The organism is Spiroplasma endosymbiont of Andrena trimmerana (assembly GCF_964019575.1).
Classification (GTDB): Bacteria; Bacillota_I; Bacilli_A; order Mycoplasmatales; family VBWQ01; genus Spiroplasma_E.
The window spans coordinates 429,154-453,146 of the sequence record NZ_OZ026455.1 but is presented as its reverse complement, the minus strand read 5'-3'; the positions used below and the strand labels follow the sequence as shown (position 1 = coordinate 453,146).

34 protein-coding genes and 1 pseudogene are annotated in these 23,993 nt (G+C 28.0%); 32 read left to right on the top strand and 3 right to left on the bottom strand.

Annotated features, from left to right (window positions below; genetic code table 4):
• Positions 1-71: 71 nt before the first annotated feature.
• Positions 72-1,910, bottom strand: coding sequence for an oligoendopeptidase F (gene pepF, locus AACL03_RS02710; protein ID WP_338958228.1), 1,839 nt, complete (start codon positions 1,908-1,910; stop codon positions 72-74).
• Positions 1,911-2,285: 375 nt separating this feature from the next.
• Between pepF and AACL03_RS02705 the strand changes: the two genes are divergently transcribed.
• The gene (locus AACL03_RS02705) at positions 2,286-3,449 is read left to right on the top strand and encodes a peptidase M17 (RefSeq protein ID WP_339039145.1); all 1,164 of its coding nucleotides are present in this window, start codon (positions 2,286-2,288) and stop codon (positions 3,447-3,449) included.
• 253 nt (positions 3,450-3,702) lie between these two features.
• Here AACL03_RS02705 and AACL03_RS02700 read toward each other — a convergent pair whose 3' ends face one another.
• Positions 3,703-5,070 carry a hypothetical protein gene (locus AACL03_RS02700; protein WP_339039143.1) on the bottom strand — a complete coding sequence of 456 codons (1,368 nt, stop codon included), beginning with the start codon at positions 5,068-5,070 and terminating at the stop codon, positions 3,703-3,705.
• 355 nt (positions 5,071-5,425) lie between these two features.
• Here AACL03_RS02700 and AACL03_RS02695 point away from each other — a divergent pair, with 355 nt between their 5' ends.
• Positions 5,426-6,388 (top strand): ETX/MTX2 family pore-forming toxin, encoded by a 963-nt coding sequence (locus AACL03_RS02695; RefSeq protein WP_339039141.1) that lies wholly within the window; start codon positions 5,426-5,428, stop codon positions 6,386-6,388.
• A 68-nt stretch (positions 6,389-6,456) separates the two neighbouring features.
• Here the strand turns inward: AACL03_RS02695 and trmB are convergent, their stop codons facing one another.
• Entirely contained in the window at positions 6,457-7,113 is a 657-nt protein-coding gene (gene trmB, locus AACL03_RS02690) for a tRNA (guanosine(46)-N7)-methyltransferase TrmB (protein ID WP_339039139.1), read from the bottom strand.
• 342 nt (positions 7,114-7,455) lie between these two features.
• On the opposite strand from trmB, the gene AACL03_RS02685 reads away from it, so the two are divergent.
• The 30 genes and pseudogenes from AACL03_RS02685 to rplQ all read left to right on the top strand — a co-directional run bounded on the left by AACL03_RS02685 (position 7,456) and on the right by rplQ (position 23,786).
• Positions 7,456-8,406 carry an IS30 family transposase gene (locus tag AACL03_RS02685; RefSeq protein ID WP_339038665.1) on the top strand — a complete coding sequence of 317 codons (951 nt, stop codon included), beginning with the start codon at positions 7,456-7,458 and terminating at the stop codon, positions 8,404-8,406.
• A gap of 268 nt (positions 8,407-8,674) precedes the next feature.
• Positions 8,675-8,977 (top strand): annotated as a pseudogene (gene rpsJ / locus AACL03_RS02680) (30S ribosomal protein S10); the annotation flags it as partial.
• A 115-nt stretch (positions 8,978-9,092) separates the two neighbouring features.
• Positions 9,093-9,785 (top strand): 50S ribosomal protein L3, encoded by a 693-nt coding sequence (rplC, locus tag AACL03_RS02675; protein WP_174480934.1) that lies wholly within the window; start codon positions 9,093-9,095, stop codon positions 9,783-9,785.
• Positions 9,786-9,808: 23 nt separating this feature from the next.
• Complete coding sequence (gene rplD / locus AACL03_RS02670; protein ID WP_281748516.1) at positions 9,809-10,438, top strand: 50S ribosomal protein L4; 630 nt, start codon at positions 9,809-9,811, stop codon at positions 10,436-10,438.
• Between the two features lies 1 nt (position 10,439).
• Complete coding sequence (gene rplW / locus AACL03_RS02665) at positions 10,440-10,733, top strand: 50S ribosomal protein L23 (protein WP_252319250.1); 294 nt, start codon at positions 10,440-10,442, stop codon at positions 10,731-10,733.
• A 24-nt stretch (positions 10,734-10,757) separates the two neighbouring features.
• Complete coding sequence (gene rplB, locus AACL03_RS02660) at positions 10,758-11,630, top strand: 50S ribosomal protein L2 (RefSeq protein ID WP_339039135.1); 873 nt, start codon at positions 10,758-10,760, stop codon at positions 11,628-11,630.
• Positions 11,631-11,644: 14 nt separating this feature from the next.
• On the top strand, positions 11,645-11,917 hold the full coding sequence (gene rpsS, locus AACL03_RS02655; protein WP_174480930.1) for a 30S ribosomal protein S19: 273 nt from the start codon (positions 11,645-11,647) through the stop codon (positions 11,915-11,917).
• A gap of 12 nt (positions 11,918-11,929) precedes the next feature.
• Complete coding sequence (rplV, locus tag AACL03_RS02650) at positions 11,930-12,262, top strand: 50S ribosomal protein L22 (RefSeq protein ID WP_339039133.1); 333 nt, start codon at positions 11,930-11,932, stop codon at positions 12,260-12,262.
• A gap of 16 nt (positions 12,263-12,278) precedes the next feature.
• A complete protein-coding gene (rpsC, locus tag AACL03_RS02645; protein ID WP_338958185.1) occupies positions 12,279-13,022 on the top strand; it encodes a 30S ribosomal protein S3 in 744 nt (247 codons plus the stop codon).
• 1 nt (position 13,023) lies between these two features.
• Complete coding sequence (gene rplP / locus AACL03_RS02640; protein WP_339039131.1) at positions 13,024-13,509, top strand: 50S ribosomal protein L16; 486 nt, start codon at positions 13,024-13,026, stop codon at positions 13,507-13,509.
• A complete protein-coding gene (gene rpmC, locus AACL03_RS02635) occupies positions 13,490-13,984 on the top strand; it encodes a 50S ribosomal protein L29 (protein WP_339039129.1) in 495 nt (164 codons plus the stop codon). Before rplP ends, rpmC begins: the two co-directional genes overlap by 20 nt.
• Entirely contained in the window at positions 13,984-14,262 is a 279-nt protein-coding gene (gene rpsQ, locus AACL03_RS02630; protein ID WP_174480925.1) for a 30S ribosomal protein S17, read from the top strand. The genes rpmC and rpsQ overlap by 1 nt, the downstream gene beginning before the upstream one ends.
• A gap of 21 nt (positions 14,263-14,283) precedes the next feature.
• The gene (rplN, locus tag AACL03_RS02625) at positions 14,284-14,652 is read left to right on the top strand and encodes a 50S ribosomal protein L14 (RefSeq protein ID WP_174480924.1); all 369 of its coding nucleotides are present in this window, start codon (positions 14,284-14,286) and stop codon (positions 14,650-14,652) included.
• A 13-nt stretch (positions 14,653-14,665) separates the two neighbouring features.
• Positions 14,666-15,013: a 50S ribosomal protein L24 gene (rplX, locus tag AACL03_RS02620; protein ID WP_252319242.1), complete on the top strand. Its 348-nt coding sequence runs from the start codon at positions 14,666-14,668 to the stop codon at positions 15,011-15,013.
• Positions 15,014-15,034: 21 nt separating this feature from the next.
• On the top strand, positions 15,035-15,592 hold the full coding sequence (rplE, locus tag AACL03_RS02615; RefSeq protein ID WP_338958174.1) for a 50S ribosomal protein L5: 558 nt from the start codon (positions 15,035-15,037) through the stop codon (positions 15,590-15,592).
• Between the two features lies 1 nt (position 15,593).
• On the top strand, positions 15,594-15,779 hold the full coding sequence (locus AACL03_RS02610) for a type Z 30S ribosomal protein S14 (RefSeq protein WP_174480921.1): 186 nt from the start codon (positions 15,594-15,596) through the stop codon (positions 15,777-15,779).
• A gap of 13 nt (positions 15,780-15,792) precedes the next feature.
• Positions 15,793-16,197 (top strand): 30S ribosomal protein S8, encoded by a 405-nt coding sequence (gene rpsH, locus AACL03_RS02605; RefSeq protein ID WP_174480920.1) that lies wholly within the window; start codon positions 15,793-15,795, stop codon positions 16,195-16,197.
• A 12-nt stretch (positions 16,198-16,209) separates the two neighbouring features.
• On the top strand, positions 16,210-16,764 hold the full coding sequence (gene rplF, locus AACL03_RS02600) for a 50S ribosomal protein L6 (RefSeq protein WP_252319239.1): 555 nt from the start codon (positions 16,210-16,212) through the stop codon (positions 16,762-16,764).
• 30 nt (positions 16,765-16,794) lie between these two features.
• A complete protein-coding gene (gene rplR / locus AACL03_RS02595; RefSeq protein ID WP_174480918.1) occupies positions 16,795-17,145 on the top strand; it encodes a 50S ribosomal protein L18 in 351 nt (116 codons plus the stop codon).
• Between the two features lie 18 nt (positions 17,146-17,163).
• Positions 17,164-17,868 (top strand): 30S ribosomal protein S5, encoded by a 705-nt coding sequence (gene rpsE, locus AACL03_RS02590; protein ID WP_339039124.1) that lies wholly within the window; start codon positions 17,164-17,166, stop codon positions 17,866-17,868.
• Between the two features lie 9 nt (positions 17,869-17,877).
• Positions 17,878-18,321 carry a 50S ribosomal protein L15 gene (gene rplO / locus AACL03_RS02585; RefSeq protein ID WP_339039121.1) on the top strand — a complete coding sequence of 148 codons (444 nt, stop codon included), beginning with the start codon at positions 17,878-17,880 and terminating at the stop codon, positions 18,319-18,321.
• Positions 18,322-19,680, top strand: a complete 1,359-nt coding sequence (secY, locus tag AACL03_RS02580) for a preprotein translocase subunit SecY (RefSeq protein WP_338958165.1) — start codon at positions 18,322-18,324, stop codon at positions 19,678-19,680.
• Positions 19,681-19,689: 9 nt separating this feature from the next.
• Positions 19,690-20,352, top strand: coding sequence for an adenylate kinase (locus tag AACL03_RS02575; protein ID WP_339039119.1), 663 nt, complete (start codon positions 19,690-19,692; stop codon positions 20,350-20,352).
• Entirely contained in the window at positions 20,345-21,127 is a 783-nt protein-coding gene (map, locus tag AACL03_RS02570; RefSeq protein WP_338958159.1) for a type I methionyl aminopeptidase, read from the top strand. The genes AACL03_RS02575 and map overlap by 8 nt, the downstream gene beginning before the upstream one ends.
• Complete coding sequence (infA, locus tag AACL03_RS09980) at positions 21,127-21,447, top strand: translation initiation factor IF-1 (RefSeq protein ID WP_348774424.1); 321 nt, start codon at positions 21,127-21,129, stop codon at positions 21,445-21,447. Before map ends, infA begins: the two co-directional genes overlap by 1 nt.
• A 21-nt stretch (positions 21,448-21,468) precedes the next feature.
• Positions 21,469-21,582: a 50S ribosomal protein L36 gene (gene rpmJ / locus AACL03_RS02560; protein WP_174480911.1), complete on the top strand. Its 114-nt coding sequence runs from the start codon at positions 21,469-21,471 to the stop codon at positions 21,580-21,582.
• Positions 21,583-21,606: 24 nt separating this feature from the next.
• Positions 21,607-22,005, top strand: a complete 399-nt coding sequence (gene rpsM / locus AACL03_RS02555; RefSeq protein WP_174480910.1) for a 30S ribosomal protein S13 — start codon at positions 21,607-21,609, stop codon at positions 22,003-22,005.
• Positions 22,006-22,022: 17 nt separating this feature from the next.
• Positions 22,023-22,415: a 30S ribosomal protein S11 gene (rpsK, locus tag AACL03_RS02550; RefSeq protein WP_252319229.1), complete on the top strand. Its 393-nt coding sequence runs from the start codon at positions 22,023-22,025 to the stop codon at positions 22,413-22,415.
• An 18-nt stretch (positions 22,416-22,433) separates the two neighbouring features.
• Positions 22,434-23,402, top strand: coding sequence for a DNA-directed RNA polymerase subunit alpha (locus tag AACL03_RS02545; RefSeq protein WP_339039114.1), 969 nt, complete (start codon positions 22,434-22,436; stop codon positions 23,400-23,402).
• Between the two features lie 18 nt (positions 23,403-23,420).
• On the top strand, positions 23,421-23,786 hold the full coding sequence (gene rplQ, locus AACL03_RS02540) for a 50S ribosomal protein L17 (protein ID WP_252319218.1): 366 nt from the start codon (positions 23,421-23,423) through the stop codon (positions 23,784-23,786).
• Positions 23,787-23,993 lie beyond the last annotated feature (207 nt).

Sequence of the window (23,993 nt, the reverse complement as noted above, 5' to 3'; positions counted from 1 at the left end):
TTTTATAACGTTTTAAATAAAATGCTAAAGGACTAAAACACCATTAGTATTATATATTATTTTTTTGCAATTTAATTATCTTTATTATTAATTAAGTCTGATAATTGATTAATCATTTTCTTTAAATTAGTAATTAATGGGTTATAAACATCAATTTGTGTTAAATCAACACCCGCATCTTTTAAAATATCTAATGGATATTTGCTGCCACCGGCTTTTAAAAAGTTAAGTAAATTTTCTTTTTTGCCGTTTTTAACATCTTCATAAAGTTTATAAGAAACGGTAATTGAAGTAGCATATTTATAAACATAATAAGGTGAGTGGAAAAAATGAAGAATTCGTGGTCATGAGTATCCTTTTGCTTTTTCTTCGTATTTATCTAATGCTTTTTGTCCATATTTATTAGCTGTATTTTCAAATAAATCAGCCAAAATATCGGCGTTTAATGGCACTTCTTTTTCTACTAATTTATGTGCTTCTCATTCAAATTCAGCAAATTGAATTTGACGAAAAAAAGTACCAATTACAGTTTCAATATGAGTTTGTAGTAAGTAAATGCGTTCTTGATTATTTGAGGCTTTATTATATAAATAATCAAAGGCTAGATGTTCATTAACTGTTGAAGCAACTTCAGCTAAAATAATTGGATAGTCAGCATTTGGATATTTTTGATATTTTTCTGAAAATAGGGTGTGAACAGAATGACCTAATTCATGAGCTAGTGTATTAAGTGAATTAATAGTATCATCTCAATTCATTAAAATAATGGGTTCTACGCCATTACCACCCGTTGAATAAGCACCAGTTCGTTTATTTGTGTCTTCATAATAGTCAATTCTACCTGGTAATAATGCTAAGTTTAATTGCTCTAAATATTCATCACCTAAGATACTTAAAATTTCTTTGACTGAATTAATACCTTCTTCAACACTGAATTTTTTGGTTGGTATTGTTGTCATTTTTAAACTAGTATCGGTACTATAAAATTTTTTAAATTTAAAAAATTTACGTTTTAAATTATAAAATTCTTCTACTAAAATAGCGTGTTTCTGTCCTGTTTTTATTAAATTTTCATATAGTATTAATGGTACATCATCACTTAATAGACTATATTCTAAAGTAGTTAAATGTTTTTTATTATCTTTTTCTTTATCGTTGTTACGAATTTTTATTTCTTCAACAGCTACTTCTAAAATGCTTTCATAAACTTGTGCTAATGAATGTTTTTTATTTTTAATATCTTCATAAAATTTTTTTGAAATATCAATTCTTAATTGTTGATCTTTTACTGGATTACTATTTTCTAAAATGTCTAAATATAAAGTTTGTGTTAATTCTTGTTCTTTATTTTGATAATTAAACATTGTTTTTTGTTTATCAGCATAAACCAAACTATCATATAAACCACCAGCAGCACTTCTTGATTTGCTAACTTTGCTTAGTAAAGTTTCATCGTGCTCACTTAAAATAAATTTTTCAAATTTAAAGAAAACTTCCATATCATGTTTATATATCATTAATGAGGGGTCATTATTAATTCAGTTTTTAATAGTTTGTAAACCAATAGTTTTGATTTCTGGTTCAATTCATGCTAACTTTTCCGATAACTTACTTTGTTGAGTCGCAAATAAACTAGATAATTGTTGCAATTCTAAGTTAGTTTGATCTAAATCTCCATAATGTAAATATTGCACAACTTTAGACCCTAACATTGATATTTCTTTGCTAATTGCTAAATATTTTTTAAAGTTATCAATATTATTTAATTTTCCTTTAAAAGTTAAAAGTTGATTGGCAAATTTATCAAACTCAGGTAAAGCTTTTTTTCAAGAGTCATTATTAATAAATAAATGCTTAAAATCTCAGCAGTACTTTTTTTTATCTTTTTCATTTAATTCAGAACGCTTCATAGTTTTTGCTCCATTCTATGGTAATATTACAATACAATAATAATACAATAATATTGTTTAACTTATCTATTTTTGTTGTAATTTTCGAAAATATTAATTCAGATATATTGTAATTATTTTAATATTACCATTTAGGAGTGAAAATATGGATAAAAATATTCTACTTAATGTTAGTAGTAAACTTGAATTAAAATTAAAATTAACAGCGGTATTTGCTGATAAAGTTCCTCATGAATTGATTGCTAAAGAAAAAAAAAATTAACATTAATTTCTGAAGATAAAACTTATTACCTATATTTAGGTGATAGTAAGGGCTTAACTCGTAATGATGTTTATAATTTTTTTGTAAATTTTAGTAGTAATAATAGTCAAGATTTGGATATTGATGTCAAATCTTTTGTTACGAGTAATTTAGATGAAAGTATACTTTTACAAACTATATATGAAGCATTATGATTCGGTACTTTTAAAGAATATACTTTAAAAAGTAAAAACAATGAAGAAAAAAAAGTTAAATATAATGTTGTTTCAACAGCAAAATTCCCTAACTATACTTCACAACAACAAATCGAAATTCAAGGAGAAAGTATTAATTTAGCACGTAATTTCCAAGATATGCCACCTAATTTGTTATATCCCGAAGTTTTTGCAAAAAAAATTCAAGATGCAGCAAAAGGTATTAAAAATTTATCAGTAAAGGTTTTAGGGCAAAAAGAAATAACAGAACTAAATATGAATTTATTATTAGCAGTTAATGCTGGAAGTAATTTTGATGCTCGTGTTGTTGTTTTAGAATATAAAGGTGATCCACAGCATGCCGATGATATTTTAGGATTAGTTGGTAAAGGAATTACTTTTGATAGTGGTGGTTATTCACTAAAACCTTCTTCAGCAATGAAAGGTATGAAATTTGATATGTCGGGTGCAGCTAGTGTATGTAATGCTGCCATTGCTGCTGCTAAATTACAATTAAAAATAAACTTTGTAGCTGTTGCTTGTTTAACAGAAAATAAGATTGGTAGTCATGCTACTTTAGTAGAAACAGTCTTTACTTCAATGAATGGTAAAACTGTAGAAATTAATAATACCGATGCCGAAGGAAGGTTGGTATTAGCAGATGGTATGACATATGCTTTACGTAAAGGAAAAGCAAATCGTATTATTGAATTATCAACTTTAACTGGTGCAATGCTAGTTGCATTAGGTAGTTATATGACTGGTGCTTTTGCTACTGATGATAAATTATTTAATGATTTTGATTTATCATCACAACAAACTAATGAAGAAATTTGAAGAATGCCAATTCATCAACAAAATATTTTAAATATGCGTTCATCTAAAATAGCTGATTTAAGTAATCTTTCTAAAGATCCATATGGTGGTTCATCAAATGCTGCTGCATTTTTAAAAGAATTTAGTGAAGATAAACCATTTTTACATTTAGATATTGCGGGAACTGCTTATAAAAATGATCGTGGTATGGGTGTATTAATTAAAACATTAGTTCAATATATGAAAAATTATAGTACAAGTAAATAAAGTTATAAAAAAGTTATTTAACAATATTTTTAGTTAATTGGTATTGAAATAATATTTGATTCTATTTTTTGTAGTGTTTTTAATAATGGTGGTAGTTGAGAATTATTAATTTTATTAATATTTAATCGATTACTTGTATCAATAGTATCATTTAATTTAATATTTATTTTTTCTAAGATTTTAATGTTTTTATCAAATTTTTCATAATAATTTTTGACTAATTTTTCTAAATTTTCTTCAATAATATTTGAATTTAATTGGAAAATTGAATTGTTTGAGTAAACAGACTGATAATATTTTTAGGAAAATTACATATATAACTTAATGCTTGACAAGTATATGTATTTTTAAATTTTTCTCAACAAAAATCAGTAATATTAAGTTTAAATGAAAAACCAATTTGGGCTATTATTGCAACTATTATATTTTCTTTAGTTATTAGTAGTTTTAAATCTTTTATAAAATCTATTTTTTTGTTAGCACTTATTTGAGCAGTAATAATATCAAAATAACTATCAAGTGTCATTGAAGATACTATTGATATTAATCAAGTAAATAAATATTTAATATTTTTACAAATATTGCTATTGTAGTTATTATTAGGATTTAAAGTTTGTATTTCTAAAATATTTTGTATTTCATTTAAATTAAATTCTAGTTTAATAAAATTTAAATCATATCATCTTTTTAAAGCAGTTATTTTTTCATATTCTAATTCAATATCAGCTTCACTAATAGTAGGTTTATTAATAATTTTTTTAATGCATTGTCATAATAATGAGTGTTTAATATTTTTTAATCCATTTTCAAATAGATTAAATTTTAATTTAAAAATTATTAATGCTAAAAAGGACACAATAATAGTTTCAAGAGCAGTAAAAGTTTTAACAAAGGATGTTGGATTTAAAGGTAAATCATTGGCTATATCGTTTTTTATAATACTTATAGAACTAGCAAAAGCTACTCCGCTAGTGAAAACTGCGAAAGTAGCAATAATTTTTATTAATTCATTAGTAATTATTGAATATGCTTTAAGATTGTTATTAATGTTTTCTTCAATGGTTAATATAATATCATTTTCAGTATTATTATTTAAAAGAGTTTTAAACTTTGTAACTAATTGTTGACATAAGTTTGAAAACTCTTTTATTTGTGTTACTAATGTATTTTTATTTGCTTCAAGAACATTAATTTTAGTTTTTATTTCCTCAAAATTGAGGTTAGATGTTTCAATAGTATTAGTAAATACTTTATCTTTTATTTTATTTCATATTTTATAAAATAAAGTTTTTTCTAATTGACTATTACCGAAATTTGTTAAACATTTCTTTAGAAATGAAACAAAGAGTGAAACAGTAGTATTGCCAAGTACTTCTCATTTAATTAAAGTAGTAAATGCCTTTTTAAAATCTATATCCTCATTACTATTTACTTGAGTGCTAATAATGTTTAAACTAGCAATTATAATAATAGCTGATGATATTCATAGTGACCCCAAAACTAAATGTTTAATTTCTTGGTAAAATCCATTAGTTCAATTTTTAATAGTTTGTCTTCATGTGCTAGTATTATTTGATAGTGGTAATAAAGGTGTGGTTTCAGTTATTAATGATAATGGCATTAGTATTCTCCTTAATTACTTAAAATATTTGTTTTTCTTTTTAATCTTTATAATAAATTCAAATAAAATCAATAATATTTTATACAATATTTACTTTTAATGTTACTTATAAGATTACTATTATCAATATTATAAGTTTTTGTATAAATTAAATAATTAATTATTACTTATTTATATAAGAATAAAAAATAAAATTTGTTGAATATAATGTTAATTTTCAATAATTTCATTAATTTTTTTGACTTTAACTATTTTATTGTATATGATTCATTTATCTTTAAATCATTATTTGTCCTGCTAATTAAGATGGTCACACAAAACATGTGTGTATAAATATTTAGGAGGAAAATAATATATGATCAAAAATATGAGGAAATTATTATCATTAATGTCTATTTTAGGATTTTCAACAGTAACAGTAACAAATGTAGTTGCTTGTACTTCTGCTGATACTTCTATAAAACATGAAACAAAAAAGAATGGACTTACTTGATATCCACCAGATAATATGGAAAATATTATTAAAGATATTAATAATACAATTATTTCAAAAAATGGATGAGTAGCAGATGGTAATTATGAAATACCAATTTCCATGAAGGATTTGATTCAAAAAGAATATGATAAATATTTTACTGGCAAAGAAGGTACTTTAAAACCAATAAAGACTGTTGCTAAAGATGAAAATGCTAAAGATGAAAATATAGTAGATTCTTTTCAAGACATTTATACTAATAGTTCTAATACCGAACAAATTTATCAAACTCAATCACAATCTAAAACTATTACTAATACTAATACTTTTTCTTGAAAAACATTAGAAAAAATTGGAGTTAAAGTTAAAGCTGAATTTAAAATTCCTTGAGTTGGTAAAAGTGATGTTGAAACTAGTGCTGAATTTGGTTCAGAGCAACAAGGAACTAAAACTACTACTGATAGTGAAACATTAACTAATCCAAGTCAATCATTTAAATTAAAATCACATTCAATAGGAACAGTTTTATATACTATTAAGCAAGGAACATATCATAATGAAGGAAAAATTAGTTATCCAGTAAATTTAACTGATACTATTAGTTCTTCATATTATTGATCACAAACGGGTCAATGAAGTAAAAGTGACTATACTATTAAAGATTTGATTAAACTTTTAGTTGATAATGGTTATAAAGAACAACTTAAAATTGGTTCTAACACTTATTCAATTATTTCAACAGATAATCCTGATAACCCAAAAACTGTTTTTTTAAATTTACCTATTTCTTGAGATTCACAGGGTGGAAAATTAAATGTAACATTTGATGAAAAATCTTTATAGTTTAATATCAATATAATCTTAGTTAATCATTAACTTTTTTTAATAAAATTGAAGTTTAAACTTCAATTTTATTTTTTTTGTATTAATAAATAATTAATATTTTTATTTTGTTTAATGAATTTTTCTTCATATTCAGTTTTAATAAATGCTTCATCATTTTTTATTATATTATTATCTTGATGTAGATTAATTGTATATTCTAATAAATTTCATTTATTTTTTTGAAATTCCAAAAGTGAATAATTAAATAAATTATTATTATCTGTTTTAAAGTGAAGTTGTCCATTTTTTATTAAAATTTTTTTGTATATTTCTAAAAATTTTTGGTATGTTAATCTTCTTTTAAAATGTCTTTTTTTAGGTCATGGATCAGAAAAATTTAAATAAATTTTATTAATTTCATTATTGGCAAAAAGTTCTTTTAAATTTATGGCATCTTCTATAATTATTTTTAAATTACATAATTTATTTTCAATTAATTTTTTTAATAGTATAGTTACAATAGAAATGTTTTTTTCAATAGCAATATAATTTTGATTTGAATTTTGTTTAGCAAGATTTATAATGAAATTTTCTTTGCCACTTCCAATTTCAATATTGATTGGATTTTTATTTTGAAATATTTTTTTATTTCATTTCCCTTTGTAATTATAGGGATCATTAATACATAAATTATTATGTGTTAAAATAAATTCTTTTGCTCATGGTTTATTTCTTACTCTCATTGTAATTCCTTTTCTAATTTAATCAACATAGTTGTTATAAAAGTGTAACTTACTAATTTTAGAATTATATCAAAATTGAAGTTTAAATATCTTTTGCCAAAAGAATTTCATTATTATATTTATATCATGTAATATTTTTATTTAAATAAATTTTGTGAAATATTATAATTATATATTACCTTTTACTTTTTTAAAGTAAGAAAATAATAAAAAAATAACGGTATTTTATTATTTTTTTGCTGAGTTATACTTGTAAGTGCAAGTAAATAAAATTGCAAAAAATTCTCATATAAAAATTTCATAATGCTAAATTTAGTTTAGAAAAAAGTAAGGAGTTTTTATATGAGTTATAAACATCTTGGCATAGATGAAAGAATTTATATTGAGAATCAATTGAAATTTAAATTTAAAATTAGTGAAATAGCTAAAAATCTTAATCGAAGTATTAGTACTATTATTCGAGAAATTAATAGAAATAAAGATAATAATCATTATTTTTCATTAATTGCACAAAATAAAGCTGAAAATCGAAAACAATCACATATTAGTTTTCATAAGTTTAAAAATAAGAATTTAGTAAAATATGTACAACAAAAATTACTATTAGGTTGATCACCTGAACAAATTTATGGCAGAATTAAAAATTTTCATAAAGAATGAGTTATTAGTTTTAAAACAATTTATACTTGAATTTATTTTGGAATGCTTGATAAAGTTACTAGTAAAAATTTAAGAAGAAAAGGTAAAAAACGAAAATCTAAAGAAAATCGTGGCAAGTTTAATGGTAAATCAATTAAAGAACGAGATATAAATGTTAATGATCGTATAACACTTGGTCATTGAGAAGGAGATACTATAGTATCATCACGAGGTAAAAGCAAATCATGTTTAATAACTTTAGTTGAAAGAGTATCACGATTTACTTTAGCAATATTAGTTAAAAACAGAACTACTAAAGTTATTAATAAAAATGTCAGTTATTATTTATCAATTCTTCCTAAAAACATTGTTAAAACTATTACTTTTGATCGTGGCAAAGAATTTTCAAATTGACAACAACTTGAAAAAAATTTAGATGTAAAAATTTATTTTGCCAATCCATATTCACCTTGACAAAGAGGTACTAATGAAAATACTAATGGTTTAATTAGAGAAAAATTTCCTAAAAAATTTATTTTTTCAAAAACTAATAAAAATGAAGTTCATAAATTTATATTGTCTTTAAATCAAAAACCGAGAAAAATACTAAATTATCTTTCACCAATCGAATATTTGGATAGAAAAATAATTTAGTTGCACTTACCTTTACAATTTAGCTTTTAATAAAAATCTTTATTTTTTACAACTAAATTAATAGTTAAAAGATTATGAACAAAAAACCCATTATTTTTTTTGTATTTTTTGTATTTTGCTATTCCCTTTTACCATTACACTATGTTATACTTACAAGGCGTGATTGTTATTTATAAATGCTGATACACTGATATCAGTTGTCATTATATCACATGTTTTGTTCTTTATTTTATTAAAAATCGTTCTAAGGAGGATATAGCCAATGGCAATCATAGGAGACAAAGTAAAAATTCGTTTAGAAAGTTATGATCACTCAGCTATTGACCAAATAGCACAGAAAATTAAAGATGTGTTAAAAAAAGAAGGTGCTGAAGTGGTAGGTCCAATTCCATTACCAATTCATAAAGAAATTTTCACTATTCTTCGTTCACCGCATAAACATAAAGATTCACGTGAACAATTTGAAAAGAGAACTCACAAAAGAATTATTGGTGCTCAATTATCACCAAAATCTTTAAATGCTCTAAGTGGACTTACTATCCCTAATAGTGTTAGTATCTCTTTGATAATCGAATCTAAAGATGAAAAAAAATCAACTTTAAATCAAGTATCAAAAAAGATTAATAAAAAAAATTATTAAAATCGATAAATATTAATTATTTACAACATATTCCAAGGAGGAAATTATGAAAGGAATCTTAGGTAAGAAACTAGGAATGTCACAAGTTTTCTTAAACAACGGACAACTAGTTCCAGTAACAATTATCGAAGTACAACCAAATGTAGTAAGTCAAGTTAAAACAAATGTAAAAGACAAATATAGTAGTTTACAACTTGCAACGTTCGATCTTCGCGTTACTTTATCAAACAAACCAACAATCGGACACTTTAAAAAAGCCGACAGCCAACCTAAGCGCTTCGTGAAAGAAATTCGTAACATGAACGGATTTAATCATAAAGATCTTATTAATGTTGCTGACGTATTCACAGCAGGTGAATTCGTTGATGTCCAAGGAACTTCTAAAGGTAAAGGATTTACAGGACGTATTAAACGTCATAATCAATCACGTGGTCCAATGGGTCATGGATCAGGTTTACATCGTCAAATGGGTTCAACAGGTTCTATTAATGCTAACCGTGTGTTTAAATCACAACCAATGCCAGGGCAAATGGGAAATGTTAAACGTAGTGTTGCTAACTTAGAAGTTATTAAAGTAGATAAAGAAAATAATTATCTTTTAGTAAAAGGTTCAGTTCCAGGACCAAAACAAGGCTTTCTTGTTATTAAACAAGCAGTTAAAAAACCAATTCTCAAAACCCCAGTATCATTAGTTGTTAGAAATCAAAATACTACAACCGAAGTTACTGATGGTCAATAAAGTTAATTATGGAGGATAGCAAAATGAAAATTAATGTTGTTAACAACGCTGGAACAAAAGTTAGCGAATTAACTTTAAACGAAAAAATTTGAGGAATTGAACCCCACAAGCAAGCGCAGTTTGATAGTTTATTAAGTTATAATGCTACAAAACGTCAAGGAACACACGCTGTTAAAAGTCGTGCTGAAGTTGCTGGCGGTGGTAGAAAACCATGAAAACAAAAAGGAACAGGGAATGCGCGTCAAGGCTCAATTCGTTCACCACAATGAAAAGGTGGGGGGATTGTTTTTGGACCAAATACTGATCGTAATTATTTAATTGGATTACCAAAAAAAGTAAGAAGATTGGCAATAAAATCAGCATTGGCTGCCAAATTCCAAAATAAAAACATAGTTGTAATTGATGAATTAAACTTTGAAAAACCTTCAACTAAAATTATGTTAGAAACTTTAAAAGTTTTAGAATTAGCAAACAATAAAACACTAATTGTTTCAGGAATAAGCAATAAAGAAACAGTTATTAAATCAGGTCGTAATTTACCTAGAACAACAACAATCGCTGCTAATAGTATTAATATTTACGATTTATTAAATGCTAAAAAAGTATTGTTTACTACTGAGGCAATTAAAATCGTTGAGGAGGCTTTAATTTAATATGCATTTAAGTGAAGTTATAGTAAAACCAGTATTAACTGAGAAAACTTATAAACAAATGGCTGAAGGTATCTATACATTTACTGTTAACCGTAAAGCTAATAAAAGTCACGTTAAAAAAGCCTTTGAACAGATTTTTGAAGTTAAAGTAGCAGACGTTAATATTATTAATAGTAAACCAAAAACTAAAACTGTTGGTAGATTTGTTGGAAAAACATCGGCAGTAAAAAAAGCTCTTATTAAATTAGCTCCTGGTGAACAATTAAGTTTGTTTAGTTCTGAAGAACAAAGCTAATGAGATTGGAAGGAGAAAAAAACAATGGCAATTAGAAAAATTAATCCCACTACTGCAGGAAGACGTAATATGACCGTTCTGGATTACAAACAGAACTTAACTATTGGTAATAGCCCTGAAAAATCTTTATTAGTAAATTTAGTTAAACAAGCTGGTAGAAATAATCAAGGTAAAATTACAGTAAGACATCAAGGTAATGGTCATAAGGTTAAATACCGTATTATTGATTTTAAACGTAACAAAGACAATGTAGTTGGAACAGTTAAAACAATTGAATACGATCCAAATCGTAATGCTAACATTTGTCTTATTTCTTATCTTGATGGTGAAAAGCGTTATATCTTAGCACCAAAAGGAATCAAAGTAGGAGATAAGTTATTAAGTGGTGAAAACGGTGAAAACAGTGATACTGTTAAAATTGATATTACTGTTGGTAACTGTTTACCATTATCACAGATTCCACAAGGAACAGTTGTTCATAATGTTGAATTAAAACCAGGTAAAGGTGGACAAATGGCACGAAGTGCTGGTGGTAGTGTTCAAATTCTTGGTCGTGATGAAACAGCTAAGTATACATTATTAAAATTAACATCAGGTGAAGTTAGAAAAGTATTAAGTAATTGTCGAGCTACAATTGGTACAGTTGGAAATGATGATCATAACTTAGTAAACATTGGTAAAGCGGGAAGAAATCGTTGAAAAGGAATTAGACCTACTGTTCGTGGTAGTGTTATGAATCCAAATGATCACCCACATGGTGGAGGAGAAGGTAAAGCTCCAATCGGAAGAAAAGCTCCAGTAACACCATGAGGTAAAAAAGCATTAGGTTTAAAAACTCGTGATAGTAAAAAAGCATCAAATAAATTAATTGTACGAAGAAGAAATGCAACAAAGTAGGAGGAAAGTAATATATGTCAAGATCTTTAAAAAAAGGACCCTTTGCTGATAGTCATTTATTAAACAAAGTGGAAACTCAAAATAAAAATAAATCAAAAAAAATTATTCAAACTTGATCTCGTCGTTCAACAATTTTCCCACAATTTGTTGGACATACATTCGGTGTACATAATGGCAAAACACATTTACCTGTATATGTAACAGAAGATATGGTTGGTCATAAATTAGGAGAATTCGCACCCACACGTAAGTTTGGTGGTCACGGTTCTGACAAGAAAAAGCGTTAGGAGATAGAAATTATGGAAGCAAAAGCTCATTTAGATAAATTACGCATTAGTCCAAGAAAAGTGCGTTTAGTAGCCGATTTAGTTCGTGATAATGCTGTTGCCAAAGCTCTAGTAATTCTAGCTCATGAAAAAAAACGCGCAGCACAGCCAATTATAAAATTAATTAATTCAGCAGTTGTTAATGCTGCTAATAACTATGGAATGGAAGCCAACAAATTACGTATTAAGGAAATATTTGTAAATGAAGGTCCAACTATGAAAAGATTTATGCCCCGTGCTCATGGTAGAGCATATCAAATCTTAAAAAGAACAAGCAAAATCACTATCGTGGTTAGCGATAATTAGGAGGTAAATAAGTAATATGGGTCACAAAGTTAGTCCAAATGGATTAAGATATGGTATCAATAAAGATTGACAATCACGTTGATATACAACTAGTAACGAAGATTTAGCAAAATGAATTTTAGAAGACCACAAAATTAGAAAAGCACTATTTGCACATTTAAAAACTTCTGGTGTTTCTAAAATTGAAATTGAAAGAACTAAATCACAAATTACCTTATTTATCCACTGTGTTCGTGTTGGTTCAGTTTTAGGGCAAGGCGGTTCAAACATTGAAGTATTAACAACACTAGTTCGTAAAACAATTAAAAATCGTAAAATAGGTATTAGAATTAATGTTGTTGAAATTAAAAATCCTGATATTGATGCGCAAACAATTGCTAATACATTAGCACAACAAATAAGCAATCGTATGTCACATCGTACAACACAAAAATTAGCAATTCGTAAAGCACTTCGTGCTGGAGCAAAGGGAATTAAAACTCGTGTTTCAGGAAGACTTGGTGAAGCGGATATGGCACGTGTTGAAGGTTATTCAGAAAGTAGTGTTCCTTTAGCAACATTACGTAGTAATATTGATTATGCTACTGCTGAGGCAAAAACAACTTTTGGTCAAATTGGTATTAAAGTTTGAGTATATAAAGGTGAAATTTTATCAGGAACTGACTCAACTCAACCTGAAATTATTTCAAAATATAATCAAAGAAATAATAACAATCGCCGAAATAATTACTCACAACAACCACGTAAGGAGGTAAAGTAAGATGGCTATACCTAAGAGATATAAACACTCTTGCGTCCACCGTTTAAGTTATGAAGGAACTGCAAAAGGTTGTAAAACAGTTGCTTTTGGAACTTACGGACTTCGTGCTGAAGAAGGTTCTTACATTACTGAAAGACAAATTGAAGCAGCCAGAGTAGCAATGACACGTTACATGAAACGTGGTGGAAAAGTTTGAATTAGAATCTTTCCACATTTATCAATTACTAGAAAACCAGCGGAAGTACGTATGGGATCAGGAAAAGGTTCAATTGATCATTGAGTTTCAGTAGTAAAAGCAAAAACAGTTATGTTTGAAGTATCATATCCTAATGAAGCAACAGCACGTGAAGCATTGCGTCTTGCAATGCACAAGTTGCCAATCAAATGTAAAATTGTTACTAGAGAAATAAAACCAACAGAAGAAGTAAAGGTTGCTAAAAATTTAACAACAGAATTGGGTGAAGCAAATGGAAATGCAAGTAATTAAAAATAAATCAACTTTAGAATTACAACAACATGAAGAAACTCTTCGTGCGCAATTGTTTGCTTTACGAATTCAAAGTTCGTTAGGTAAACTAGAAACTCCGCATATGATAAATATTCTTCGTAAGGATATTGCTCGTATTAAAACTGAATTAACTATCAGAATTAATAATGGTGAAAAAATCAAACCATTACATATTAATAAAATGGTATTACCAGAAGAAAATAAAGAAAGCAAAAAAACTAAAAAAGTTGCTAAAGTTGATGATAAAAAAGATATTAAAGTTAAAACAATAACTAAATCAGAAGTTATTAAAGAATCAGATAAAATTGCTAAAAAAGAAGTTACTGAAAAAACAACTAAAGCAAAATCATCAAACAAAGAAGTTAAAAAAGTTACTACTACTAAAGTAGAAAAACCATCTAAAAAACCTACAGTTAAGAAAACTGTGACACCAGCTAAGGAGGACAAAGAATAATGACAAATATTATTCCAAGCAAACAACGTAAAACTTTTGTTGGAATTGTAAGTTCTGACAAAAATGATAAAACAATTACTGTTGTTGTTGAAACTTCAAAACGACATCCAATGTACCATAAAAGTTTTAAGTCAACTAAAAAGTATCATGCCCATGATGAAACTAACCAAGCTAAAATTGGTGACAAGGTTGAAATCATTTCAACTCGTCCACTTTCAGCTCTAAAACGCTTCCGTTTGTTAAAGATTATTGAATCTAAAACAAATAAAAAAGCTTAATTAACCAGGAGGATAAGAAAGATGTTACAAAATCTATCGTGAGCCAATGTGGCTGACAACACTGGTATTAAAGAAGTTATGGTTATTAGAGTTTTGGGTGGTAGTACTAAAAAATTTGCTAAAATCGGTGATATTGTTGTTTGTTCAGCAAAATCAGTAACACCTAATAGTGCAATGAAAAAAGGACAAGTTGTTAAAGCAGTTGTCGTACGTAGTAAATTTGGTGTAAAACGTAATGATGGTTCTTGTGTAAAATTTGATGATAATGCAGTAGTAATTATTAAAGAAGATAAAACGCCACGTGGTACTAGAGTATTTGGTGTCTTGGCTCGTGAAGTTAAAGAGCGTGGTTATAATAAAATTGCTTCTTTAGCAGAAGAAATTGTTTAGGAGGATGAAATAAATGGCAAGCAAAAAGAAACCAGTTATTAGTCTTGATACTAAATTAAAAAGAGGCGACCAAATTAAAATCATTGCAGGAAAGCATAAAGGTCATACCGGACCAATTATCCAAGTACTTCGTGAAAAAAATCGTGTTATTATTGAAGGTATTACTGCTAAGAAAAATAAAAAACCTACCCAAAATGATCAAGAAGGTGGAATTGTGGAAGTAAAAACTAGTGTTCACATTTCTAATGTAATGATCCTTGATGGTAAAAAAGATAAAAAAGTAACAAAAATTGGGTACAAAATTGATAAAGATGGCAAAAAAATTCGTATTGCACGAAGATCTGAAACAGAATTACGATAATAAAGGAGTAACAGTATAAAAATGAATCGTTTACAAGAAAAATATAATAAAACTATTATTCCCCAATTGCAAAAAGAATTAAATTTTACATCAATAATGCAAGTACCCAAAATTGAAAAAGTTGTTATTAATATTGGCGTTGGAGATGCAAGTAGTAATCCAAAAGCCATTGATAAATCAGTATCTGAATTATCAAAAATTACTGGTCAAAAACCAATTATCACTAAAGCAAAAAAGTCAATTGCCGGCTTTAAATTAAGAGCAGGAATGCCAATTGGTTGTAAAGTTACATTACGTGGCGAAAAAATGTATGATTTCCTTGATAAATTTATCTCAATTTCTTTACCAAGAATTCGTGATTTTCAAGGTTTATCAGCTAAAGCATTTGATCAAAATGGTAATTACACTGTTGGTATTAAAGAACAAATTATTTTCCCTGAAATTAATTATGAAGAAGTAGATAAAGTTCGTGGTATGGAAATCTCAATTATTACCACAACATCAAATAATGCAACAGCATTATTGTTATTAAAAAAAATAGGATTACCGTTTAAAAAACAAGGAAAGCAGGTGGCATAAGATGGCAAAAACTTCATTAAAAGTAAGACAAGCCCGTAAATCAAAGTTTAGTACGCAAGCATATACACGCTGTCAAAAGTGTGGCCGTCCTCATGCGGTTATTCGTAAATTTATGTTATGCCGTATTTGTTTTCGCGGTTTAGTATACCAAGGACAAATTCCTGGTATTAGAAAAGCATCATGATAGGAGGTATATAATTATGATGACAGATCCAATAAGTAATATTTTAACAGTTATTCGTAATGCTATTAGCGCTGCGGATAGCAGTAAACATCGAGTAGTTAGTGTACCTTCTTCAAAACAACTAGTTAAGATAGCTGATATCTTGCAAAAAAATGGTTATATTGAAAAATATCGTGTTACTAAAGAAAATCCTAGCAAACCTAAATTAGAACTTTTATTAGTTCATACTGGTAAAAGTCCAATTCTTGGTTTAAAAAGAATATCTAAACCAGGATTAAGAATGTATGCAAAATGTGAAGACTTACCAAGTGTGTTAAATGGTTATGGAATTGCAATCATTTCTACATCAAAAGGTATTATGACAAATAAACAAGCAAAAAAACTTGGTCTTGGTGGCGAAGTTCTTGCTTATGTATGATAAGGAGGAAACTATATGTCACGTATTGGTAACCGTATCCTTACCATTCCAGTAAATACTTCAATAACGCTAGATGCAAGTAACTTGTTAACTGTTACAGGAGCAAAAGGTTCTTTAAAAAAACTATTACCAAATGTTATTAAAATTAACGTTGATGAAGAAAAAAAAACAATTACTACAACAAGACCTGATGATAACAAAAAAAATAAACAACTTCACGGAACAACTAATTCATTAATTAATGGAATGTTAGTTGGTGTATCAACAGGTTTCATGAAAGAATTAGAAATAAATGGTGTTGGATATCGTGCTGCTGTTCAAGCTAATATCTTAAATTTAACATTAGGATATTCTCATCCTATTAAGTTTGAAATTCCGCAAGGAATTACCATTGTTGCTCCTAAACCAACAGTATTACAAATTAGTGGTATTGATAAACAATTAATTGGAGAAGTTGCAGCCAAAATTCGTAAATTCCGTAAACCAGAACCATATAAAGGTAAAGGAATTAAATATAAAAATGAACACATTCGTCGTAAGGAAGGAAAAGCTGCTGGTAAAGGTAAATAATCTTATACTGGCACTTAAGGAGAATAGAAAATGATTAATAAACAACAAGCTCGTAAAGTTCGTCATTATCGTATTCGTAGTAAAATTATGGGTACTAGTGAAAGACCACGCTTAAATATCTTTAAATCTAATAATAGTTTTTATGCTCAAATTATTGACGATACTGCTTCAAATACAATTATTGGTGTATCAACATTAACATTTAAAGATTTAGCATCAAAAAGCAATATAGATGCTGCTACTAAACTTGGAGAAACAATTGCTAATTTAGCTATTAAGAAAAAAATTAAAAAAGTGGTTTTTGATCGTGGTGGATATTTATATCATGGTAAAGTGAAAGCATTCGCAGAAGCGGCGCGTAGTGCTGGATTAGAATTCTAAAAAAGGAGAATTAAAAGTATGAGTTTAGAAAATAAAAAAACAATTATTGATGATAAAGAAAATACTGAAGTTCAAAAATCAGTAGCAAAACCTTCTGTTAAAGCAGAAGTAAAAAATCCTGTTGGTAATGAAAATAAAATTAGACATACTAATTCATCACAACCAAGAAATAGCCACGATAAAAAAGAAAATAAAGTTCGTGAACCACGTAAAAATTTTGAACGTAAACCAAAAACTCCAAGTGAATTTATTGAAAAAGTGATTTGAATCAGAAAAATTAACAAAGTAACAACTGGGGGAAGAAGATTGCGTTTCTCTGCTGCTGTTGCTATTGGTAATGGTAAAGGAGTAGTTGGTTTTGGTATATCTAAAGCCAATGAAGTTCCTGATGCAATTAAAAAGGCAATTGAAGCTGCTCACAAAAATTTAACAACAATTACGATAACTAAAAACAATAATTCTATTGTTCATGAAGTTAAAGGTAAATATTGTGGAAGTGAAATTTTATTAAAACCAGCTAAAGAAGGAATCGGAATTAAAGCTGGTGGATCTGCTCGTGATATTTTAGAATTAGCTGGTATTCATAATATTTATTCAAAAGCATTTAGATCTAGAAATAAAATTAATTTAGCTAGAGCAACAATTGCAGGTCTTGGCAATGTTAAACCAGCAGAATATTTTATAAAAAATAAAAATCTTACTACTAAGCGTAGTAATGGTTAGAGGTGGATTATGGAAACAACATTACATAACTTAAAACCAACACCAGGTTCTCGTAAAGACATTAAACGTTTAGGTAGAGGAACTTCATCTGGAAAAGGTAAAACGGCTGGTAAAGGGACAAAAGGACAAAATGCCCGTACCGGTGGTGGAACAAGACCCGGATTTGAAGGAGGACAAACACCACTGTACCGTCGTATTTCAAAACGAGGGTTTACTAACTTTACTACAACCAATTATAGTATTATTAACTTAGAACAAATTGATTTAATTAAAGAGCATGAAATAACACCTGAACTTTTATTTCAATTAAAATTGATTAGAAGTAAAAAAGATGGTATTAAAGTTCTTGGTAAAGGTAAATTAACAACACCAAAAACAATTAAAGCTCATAAATTTTCAAAATCAGTAATTACTGCTATTGAACAAGCCGGAGGAAAAGCGCAGGTGATCTAAGTGTTCACAACAACCCGTGAATTAATAAAAAAGTATAAAGAAGTTATAATTAGAATTTTATTTACCATTTTTATTTTATTTATCTTTCGTGTTGGAGCATTTATTACAGTTCCAGGAGTAACTTTGAATGAAGATTTAAGTAGCAGTAATAGTAGTGGTATTGAATTCTTTAATTTAATTTCAATGTTAGGTGGTGGTGCTATTAGCAGATTTTCTGTTTTTGCACTTGGAGTCTCACCTTACATTACTGCATCAATTATTGTGCAGTTATTATCAACTGATGTTGTTCCTACTTTAACAAGATGGGCTAAATCAGGCGAAAAAGGTAAGAAAAAATTAGAGTTAATGAATCGAGTATTAACTGTTCCCTTTGCTATTATGCAAGGTTTTGCCACTATCTTTGGCTTACAATCTCAACATATTATTAGTGTTGATTGAAGTTCGGGATCGGGAGCAGCCGGACCAGAAGTTTTCTATTATGTATTAATTCCAGCTATTTTACTAGCAGGGACAATGTTATCATTATGAATGGCTGATCAGATTACTAATCGTGGTATTGGTAATGGAATTTCACTAATTATTTTTGGTGGAATTGCTGCTAATTTACCATTTAACTTAGCTTCAACTTTTAAGTATTGAGTAGGACCAGATACTAATAACGGTGTTATTTTTCAAGGGGCTTTAAAATTTGCTCTTTATTTTGCAGCCTTCCTACTGATTATTCTTGTTGTTGTATTCTTTAGTGAATCAGAGCGACACTTACCAATTCAACAAACTGGTAGTGGTTTAACTTTAAAGGGTGATAAAAGTTCTTATTTACCTTTAAAAGTTAACTCAGCCGGAGTAATTCCTGTTATTTTTTCTTCGGCACTAATTACTGCTCCAATGACAGTGGCACAAATTGTTGATCAAAATAGTGGTTTTGCTAATTTTGCTAGAAATTATTTATCTTTACAGTCGTGGCCGGGAATTAGTATTTTTGCTATAATGACGATTATGTTTACTTTCTTATATGCACAAGTGCAAATTAATCCAGAACAAATGGCTAAGAATTTTCAAAAATCAGGAACTTATATTCCTGGCGTTCAGCCAGGGAAGGAAACAGAAATTTATATTAAAAGAATGTTAAATCGTTTAAGTACGATTGGTTCCTTTTTCTTAACTGCTGTTGCAGTAACTCCATTTTTGATTTCTAAATTTACTAATCTACCTTCTTCATTAGCAGTTGGTGGAACTGGATTAATAATTATGGTTGGAGTAGCATTAGATACAACAAAACAAATTAAGGGACGAATTACTCAACATTCATTCTTAAATTATAAGGACAACAAAGATGTTAAAGAACACTTATGGTCTTAGGGGGTAACGATGAATTTAATTATTTTAGGTCCACCAGGATCAGGGAAAGGGACACAGTCACAGTTTCTGAAAGAACAATATAATTTAATGCATTTATCAACTGGTGATTTGTTTCGTGATGAAATCACAAAACAATCACCAGTAGGTAAAAAAGCTCAAACTTATGTTAATAAGGGTCAATATGTTCCTGATGAGATTACAAATGAGATTATTAGTAATACTTTAAAAAATATTAAACATAATTTTATTCTTGATGGTTATCCAAGAACAATCTCACAAGTAGCATCATTAGACAAAGTATTAACAAGTTTGAATGAAACGCTTTCAATGGTATTGTATCTAGATATTAATGAAGAAACAGTTATTAAACGTTTGTCTTCAAGAGTTACTTGTCCTCAATGTAAAGCAATTTATAATCTTAATTTCCTACCACCAAAGATTACTGGTATTTGTGATAATGATGGGGTAAAATTAATTAAGCGAATTGATGATAGTGATGAAAAGATTATCAATCGTTTAAAAACTTACAAAGTAGCAACGGCACCATTGGTAGATTCTTATCAAGAACGTGGACTGTTAAGAACAGTGGATGCCAACCAAGATAATAGTGATATTAAAAAACAAATTAAATCATATTTATCATCATTAAAAGGAAATAAAAATAATGGTTAGCATTAAAAGTCAAAGTGAAATTCAAAATATCAAAGCCGCTAGTCAAGTTGTAGCACTTATTCATAAAGAGTTAGCAAAGATAATAAAAGTTGGGATAACGGGTAAAATACTTGATAAAGTGGCAGCACAAATTATTAAAGAAAATAATGCTGTACCTTCTTTTTTAAATTATCATGGGTTTCCTGCCACAATTTGTGTTTCAGTTAATGAACAATTAATTCATGGCATTCCTAATGATAAACCTTTTAAAATGAATGATATTGTGAAAATTGATGCTGGTGCTGCTGTTAATGGTTATCATGCAGATGCTGCCTTTACAATGTGTGTTGGTGGGAAACCAACACCAGAACAAGCAAAACTTATTAATGTGACTAAAGAATCATTAAATAAAGCAATAGCAATTATTGCACCAGGAGTTAGAATTGGTGATATTAGTAACGCCATTCAAACTTATGTAGAAAGCGAAGGCTTTTATTTACCAACATCATATACTGGGCATGGTATTGGTAAAAAACTCCACGAAGACCCAGCTATTCCTAATGTTGGTAAGCCCAACACTGGAATAAAATTGCAGTCAGGAATGACAATTTGTATTGAACCAATGGTTCAAACAACAACTGATAAAATTCTGGTTTTAAGTGATAAGTGAACAGTAGTTGCTGCTGATAAACAGCAGACTGCTCACTTTGAACACACTATCCTAGTAACTAATGATGGATGTGAAGTACTAACAATACTTAATGAAAATCAAAAAAATAATGAGGAATGTAATTAATGGCTAAACCAAAACAAGTAGTTAAACCCAAAGTTCAAAAAGTAAAAAAAACTAATGATAGTACTATTGAATGTGAAGGTATAGTAATAGAAGTCTTACCTAATGCTAGATTTAAAGTAAAGTTGAATGAATATGACTTTACTCCTATTGTAAGACCATCTGGTCGTATGCAAACACATAAAATTAAAATTATCAAAGGTGATCATGTAAAAGTTGAATTATCAACTTATAATTTAACTGAAGGACGAATTACTTTTCGTAACAGAATGGCTACTACACATTTACCGATAAATAAAGATGATGAAAACAAAGAAAACTAATAGTTTAACAGGAGGAAAATGATGAAAGTACAAGCATCAGTTAAAAAAATTTGTGACAAATGTCAACCAATCAAACGTAAAAAACGTAATGTAATCATTTGTGAAAATCCTAAACATAAGCAACGTCAAGGATAGAAATATTAAGGAGGAAAAATAAATATGACATCAAATACTAATAATGCAAGTCGAAGAATTGCGCAAGTAAATATTCCTGGAAATCAACATACAGTAATTGGTTTAACAAGAATTTATGGAATTGGTCGCAGCAAATCTTCAGAAATATTAAAAGAACTAAAAATTGAAGAAACTAAAAAAATTAATGAATTAACAGAAAAAGAATTAAGTTCAATTAGTCAATTAATTGAAAAGAAATATAAAACTGAAGGTGAACTAAGACGTGAAGTGTCTTTAAACATTAAGAGATTAATGGAAATTGGATGTTATCGTGGTATTCGTCATCGTAAAGGATTACCAGCCAGAGGACAATCAACAAAAACTAATGCAAGAACTTGCAAGGGACCACGTAAAACGGTTGCTAACAAGAAAAAAGCAAGTTAATTAGGAGGAAAAAAATAATGAATATAAAAACAACAGTAAAGAAAAAAATTAAAGTTAATCCTAATTTTATTAAAGCAAAAGCATTTATTAAAGCAAGTTTTAATAATACTATTGTTACTATTACTGATCTTAATGGTAATGTTATTGCTTGATCAAGTGCTGGAGCAGTAGGTTTCAAAGGAACTCGTAAATCAACTCCTCACTCAGCACAGTTAGCAGCTGAAGCTGCAGGTAAAACTGCTATGGAACACGGAGTTAAAATTTTAAGTGTTTTTGTTAATGGAACAGGACCAGGAAGAGAACCATCAATTCGTAGTTTACAAGCAGTAGGTTTTGAAATCAAAGATTTAAATGATGTGACACCAATCCCTCATAATGGTTGTCGTCCACCAAAAAAACCAAGAAAATAAAGTAGGTGAAAATAAAACATGGAACAACAATTTTTAAAACCAAAATTTAGTTTAAACAGTGAAAATAGTGCTATTAATTACAGTGAATTTATTGTGAGTCAATTAGAACGTGGTTATGGAACAACTTTAGCTAATGCCTTAAGAAGAACATTATTATCTTCAGTACCAGGTATTTCTGTATATGCAATTAGAATAAGTGGTGTATCTCATGAATTTACTGCAGTTAAAGGTGTAATTGAAAATGTTTCTGAAATAATTTTAAATGTTAAGGACTTAGTTTTAGCTTTTGCTGGTGATATTCAAAAGGACGAAAAAATTGCTAATTTAAAAATTAGTATTACTGGTGAACAAGATATTACTGCCGGAGATATTATTTGTCCAACTGATGTTAGAGTAGTTAATCCAGAATTAATTATTGCTCGAACAACTTCAAGAAATGTTCTTTTTGAAATGGAATTAATGGTAAAGAAATCTCGTGGTTATTCTTCATTTGAGGAAAATAAAAAAGAAATTGCTAATAGTTCAGGCATTATTGCTATTGATTCAAACTTTTCACCTGTTGAAAAAGTTGATTATAAAATTGAACCTGTAACTAAAACATTAAAGGGTATTGAATATGAAAAATTAATTCTTCGTGTACAAACTAATGGTTCAGTTAAAGCAGCATCAGCTATTGCAATGGCAGCTAAAATTTTAATGAGTCATATTGAGTTTTTTGTTAATTTAGATGATAATGTTAAAAACTTTGAAGTTATTTCAATTACTAATGAGCAAGAAAATAATGATTTAAACAAAGCCTTAGAAGAATTGAATTTAACTGTTCGTTCATACAATTGTTTAAAACGTGATGGTTATAAAACTTTGGGTGATATTGTAACTAAAAGTTTAGATGAAATTAAACAAATTAAACATTTAGGTTCAAAATCAATTAAAGAAATTGAAGATTGTGTATCAAAACATAATTTAGAGTTTTCTATTAAAAACTAAGAAGGAGGATAAGAAAAAATGTCATATATTAACGATATCGGAAGAAATAGTGCTAAAGTAGATGCTGAAATCCGTAATTTAGCAAGTGAATTAATTGTTCATGGAAAATTAGTTTTGTTAGAAAAAAGAGCAAAAAGATTACAAACATTTATTGAACCTTTAGTAACGTTAGCTAAACGTGGTGATTTGCATTCAAGAAGAATGGCAATTGCTAAATTGCGTAAAATTACAACTAAAGAGCATCCAAAGGATGGTGTTATTCCAACATTATTTGGCAATATTGCTGAAAGATATAAAGACCGTAAAGGTGGATATACAAAGTTAATTAAAGTAGATAATAGAACTGGTGATAATGCACCAATGGTATTAATTACTTTTGTTTAATTAAAAATATTAAAGCAAGAAAATTTTGGAAAGAGTAAAGCATTTTTATGTTTTCTCTTTTTTATATGTTGACAATTTTAAATAAAATTGTATTTTTTAATACAATTATTGATAAATATTTTTTTATGGTATTTTTATTATTTCAATGTTATATTACATATATAAGTTTTATTTTATAAAAATTTATAGATTATTACTCCTTATTTT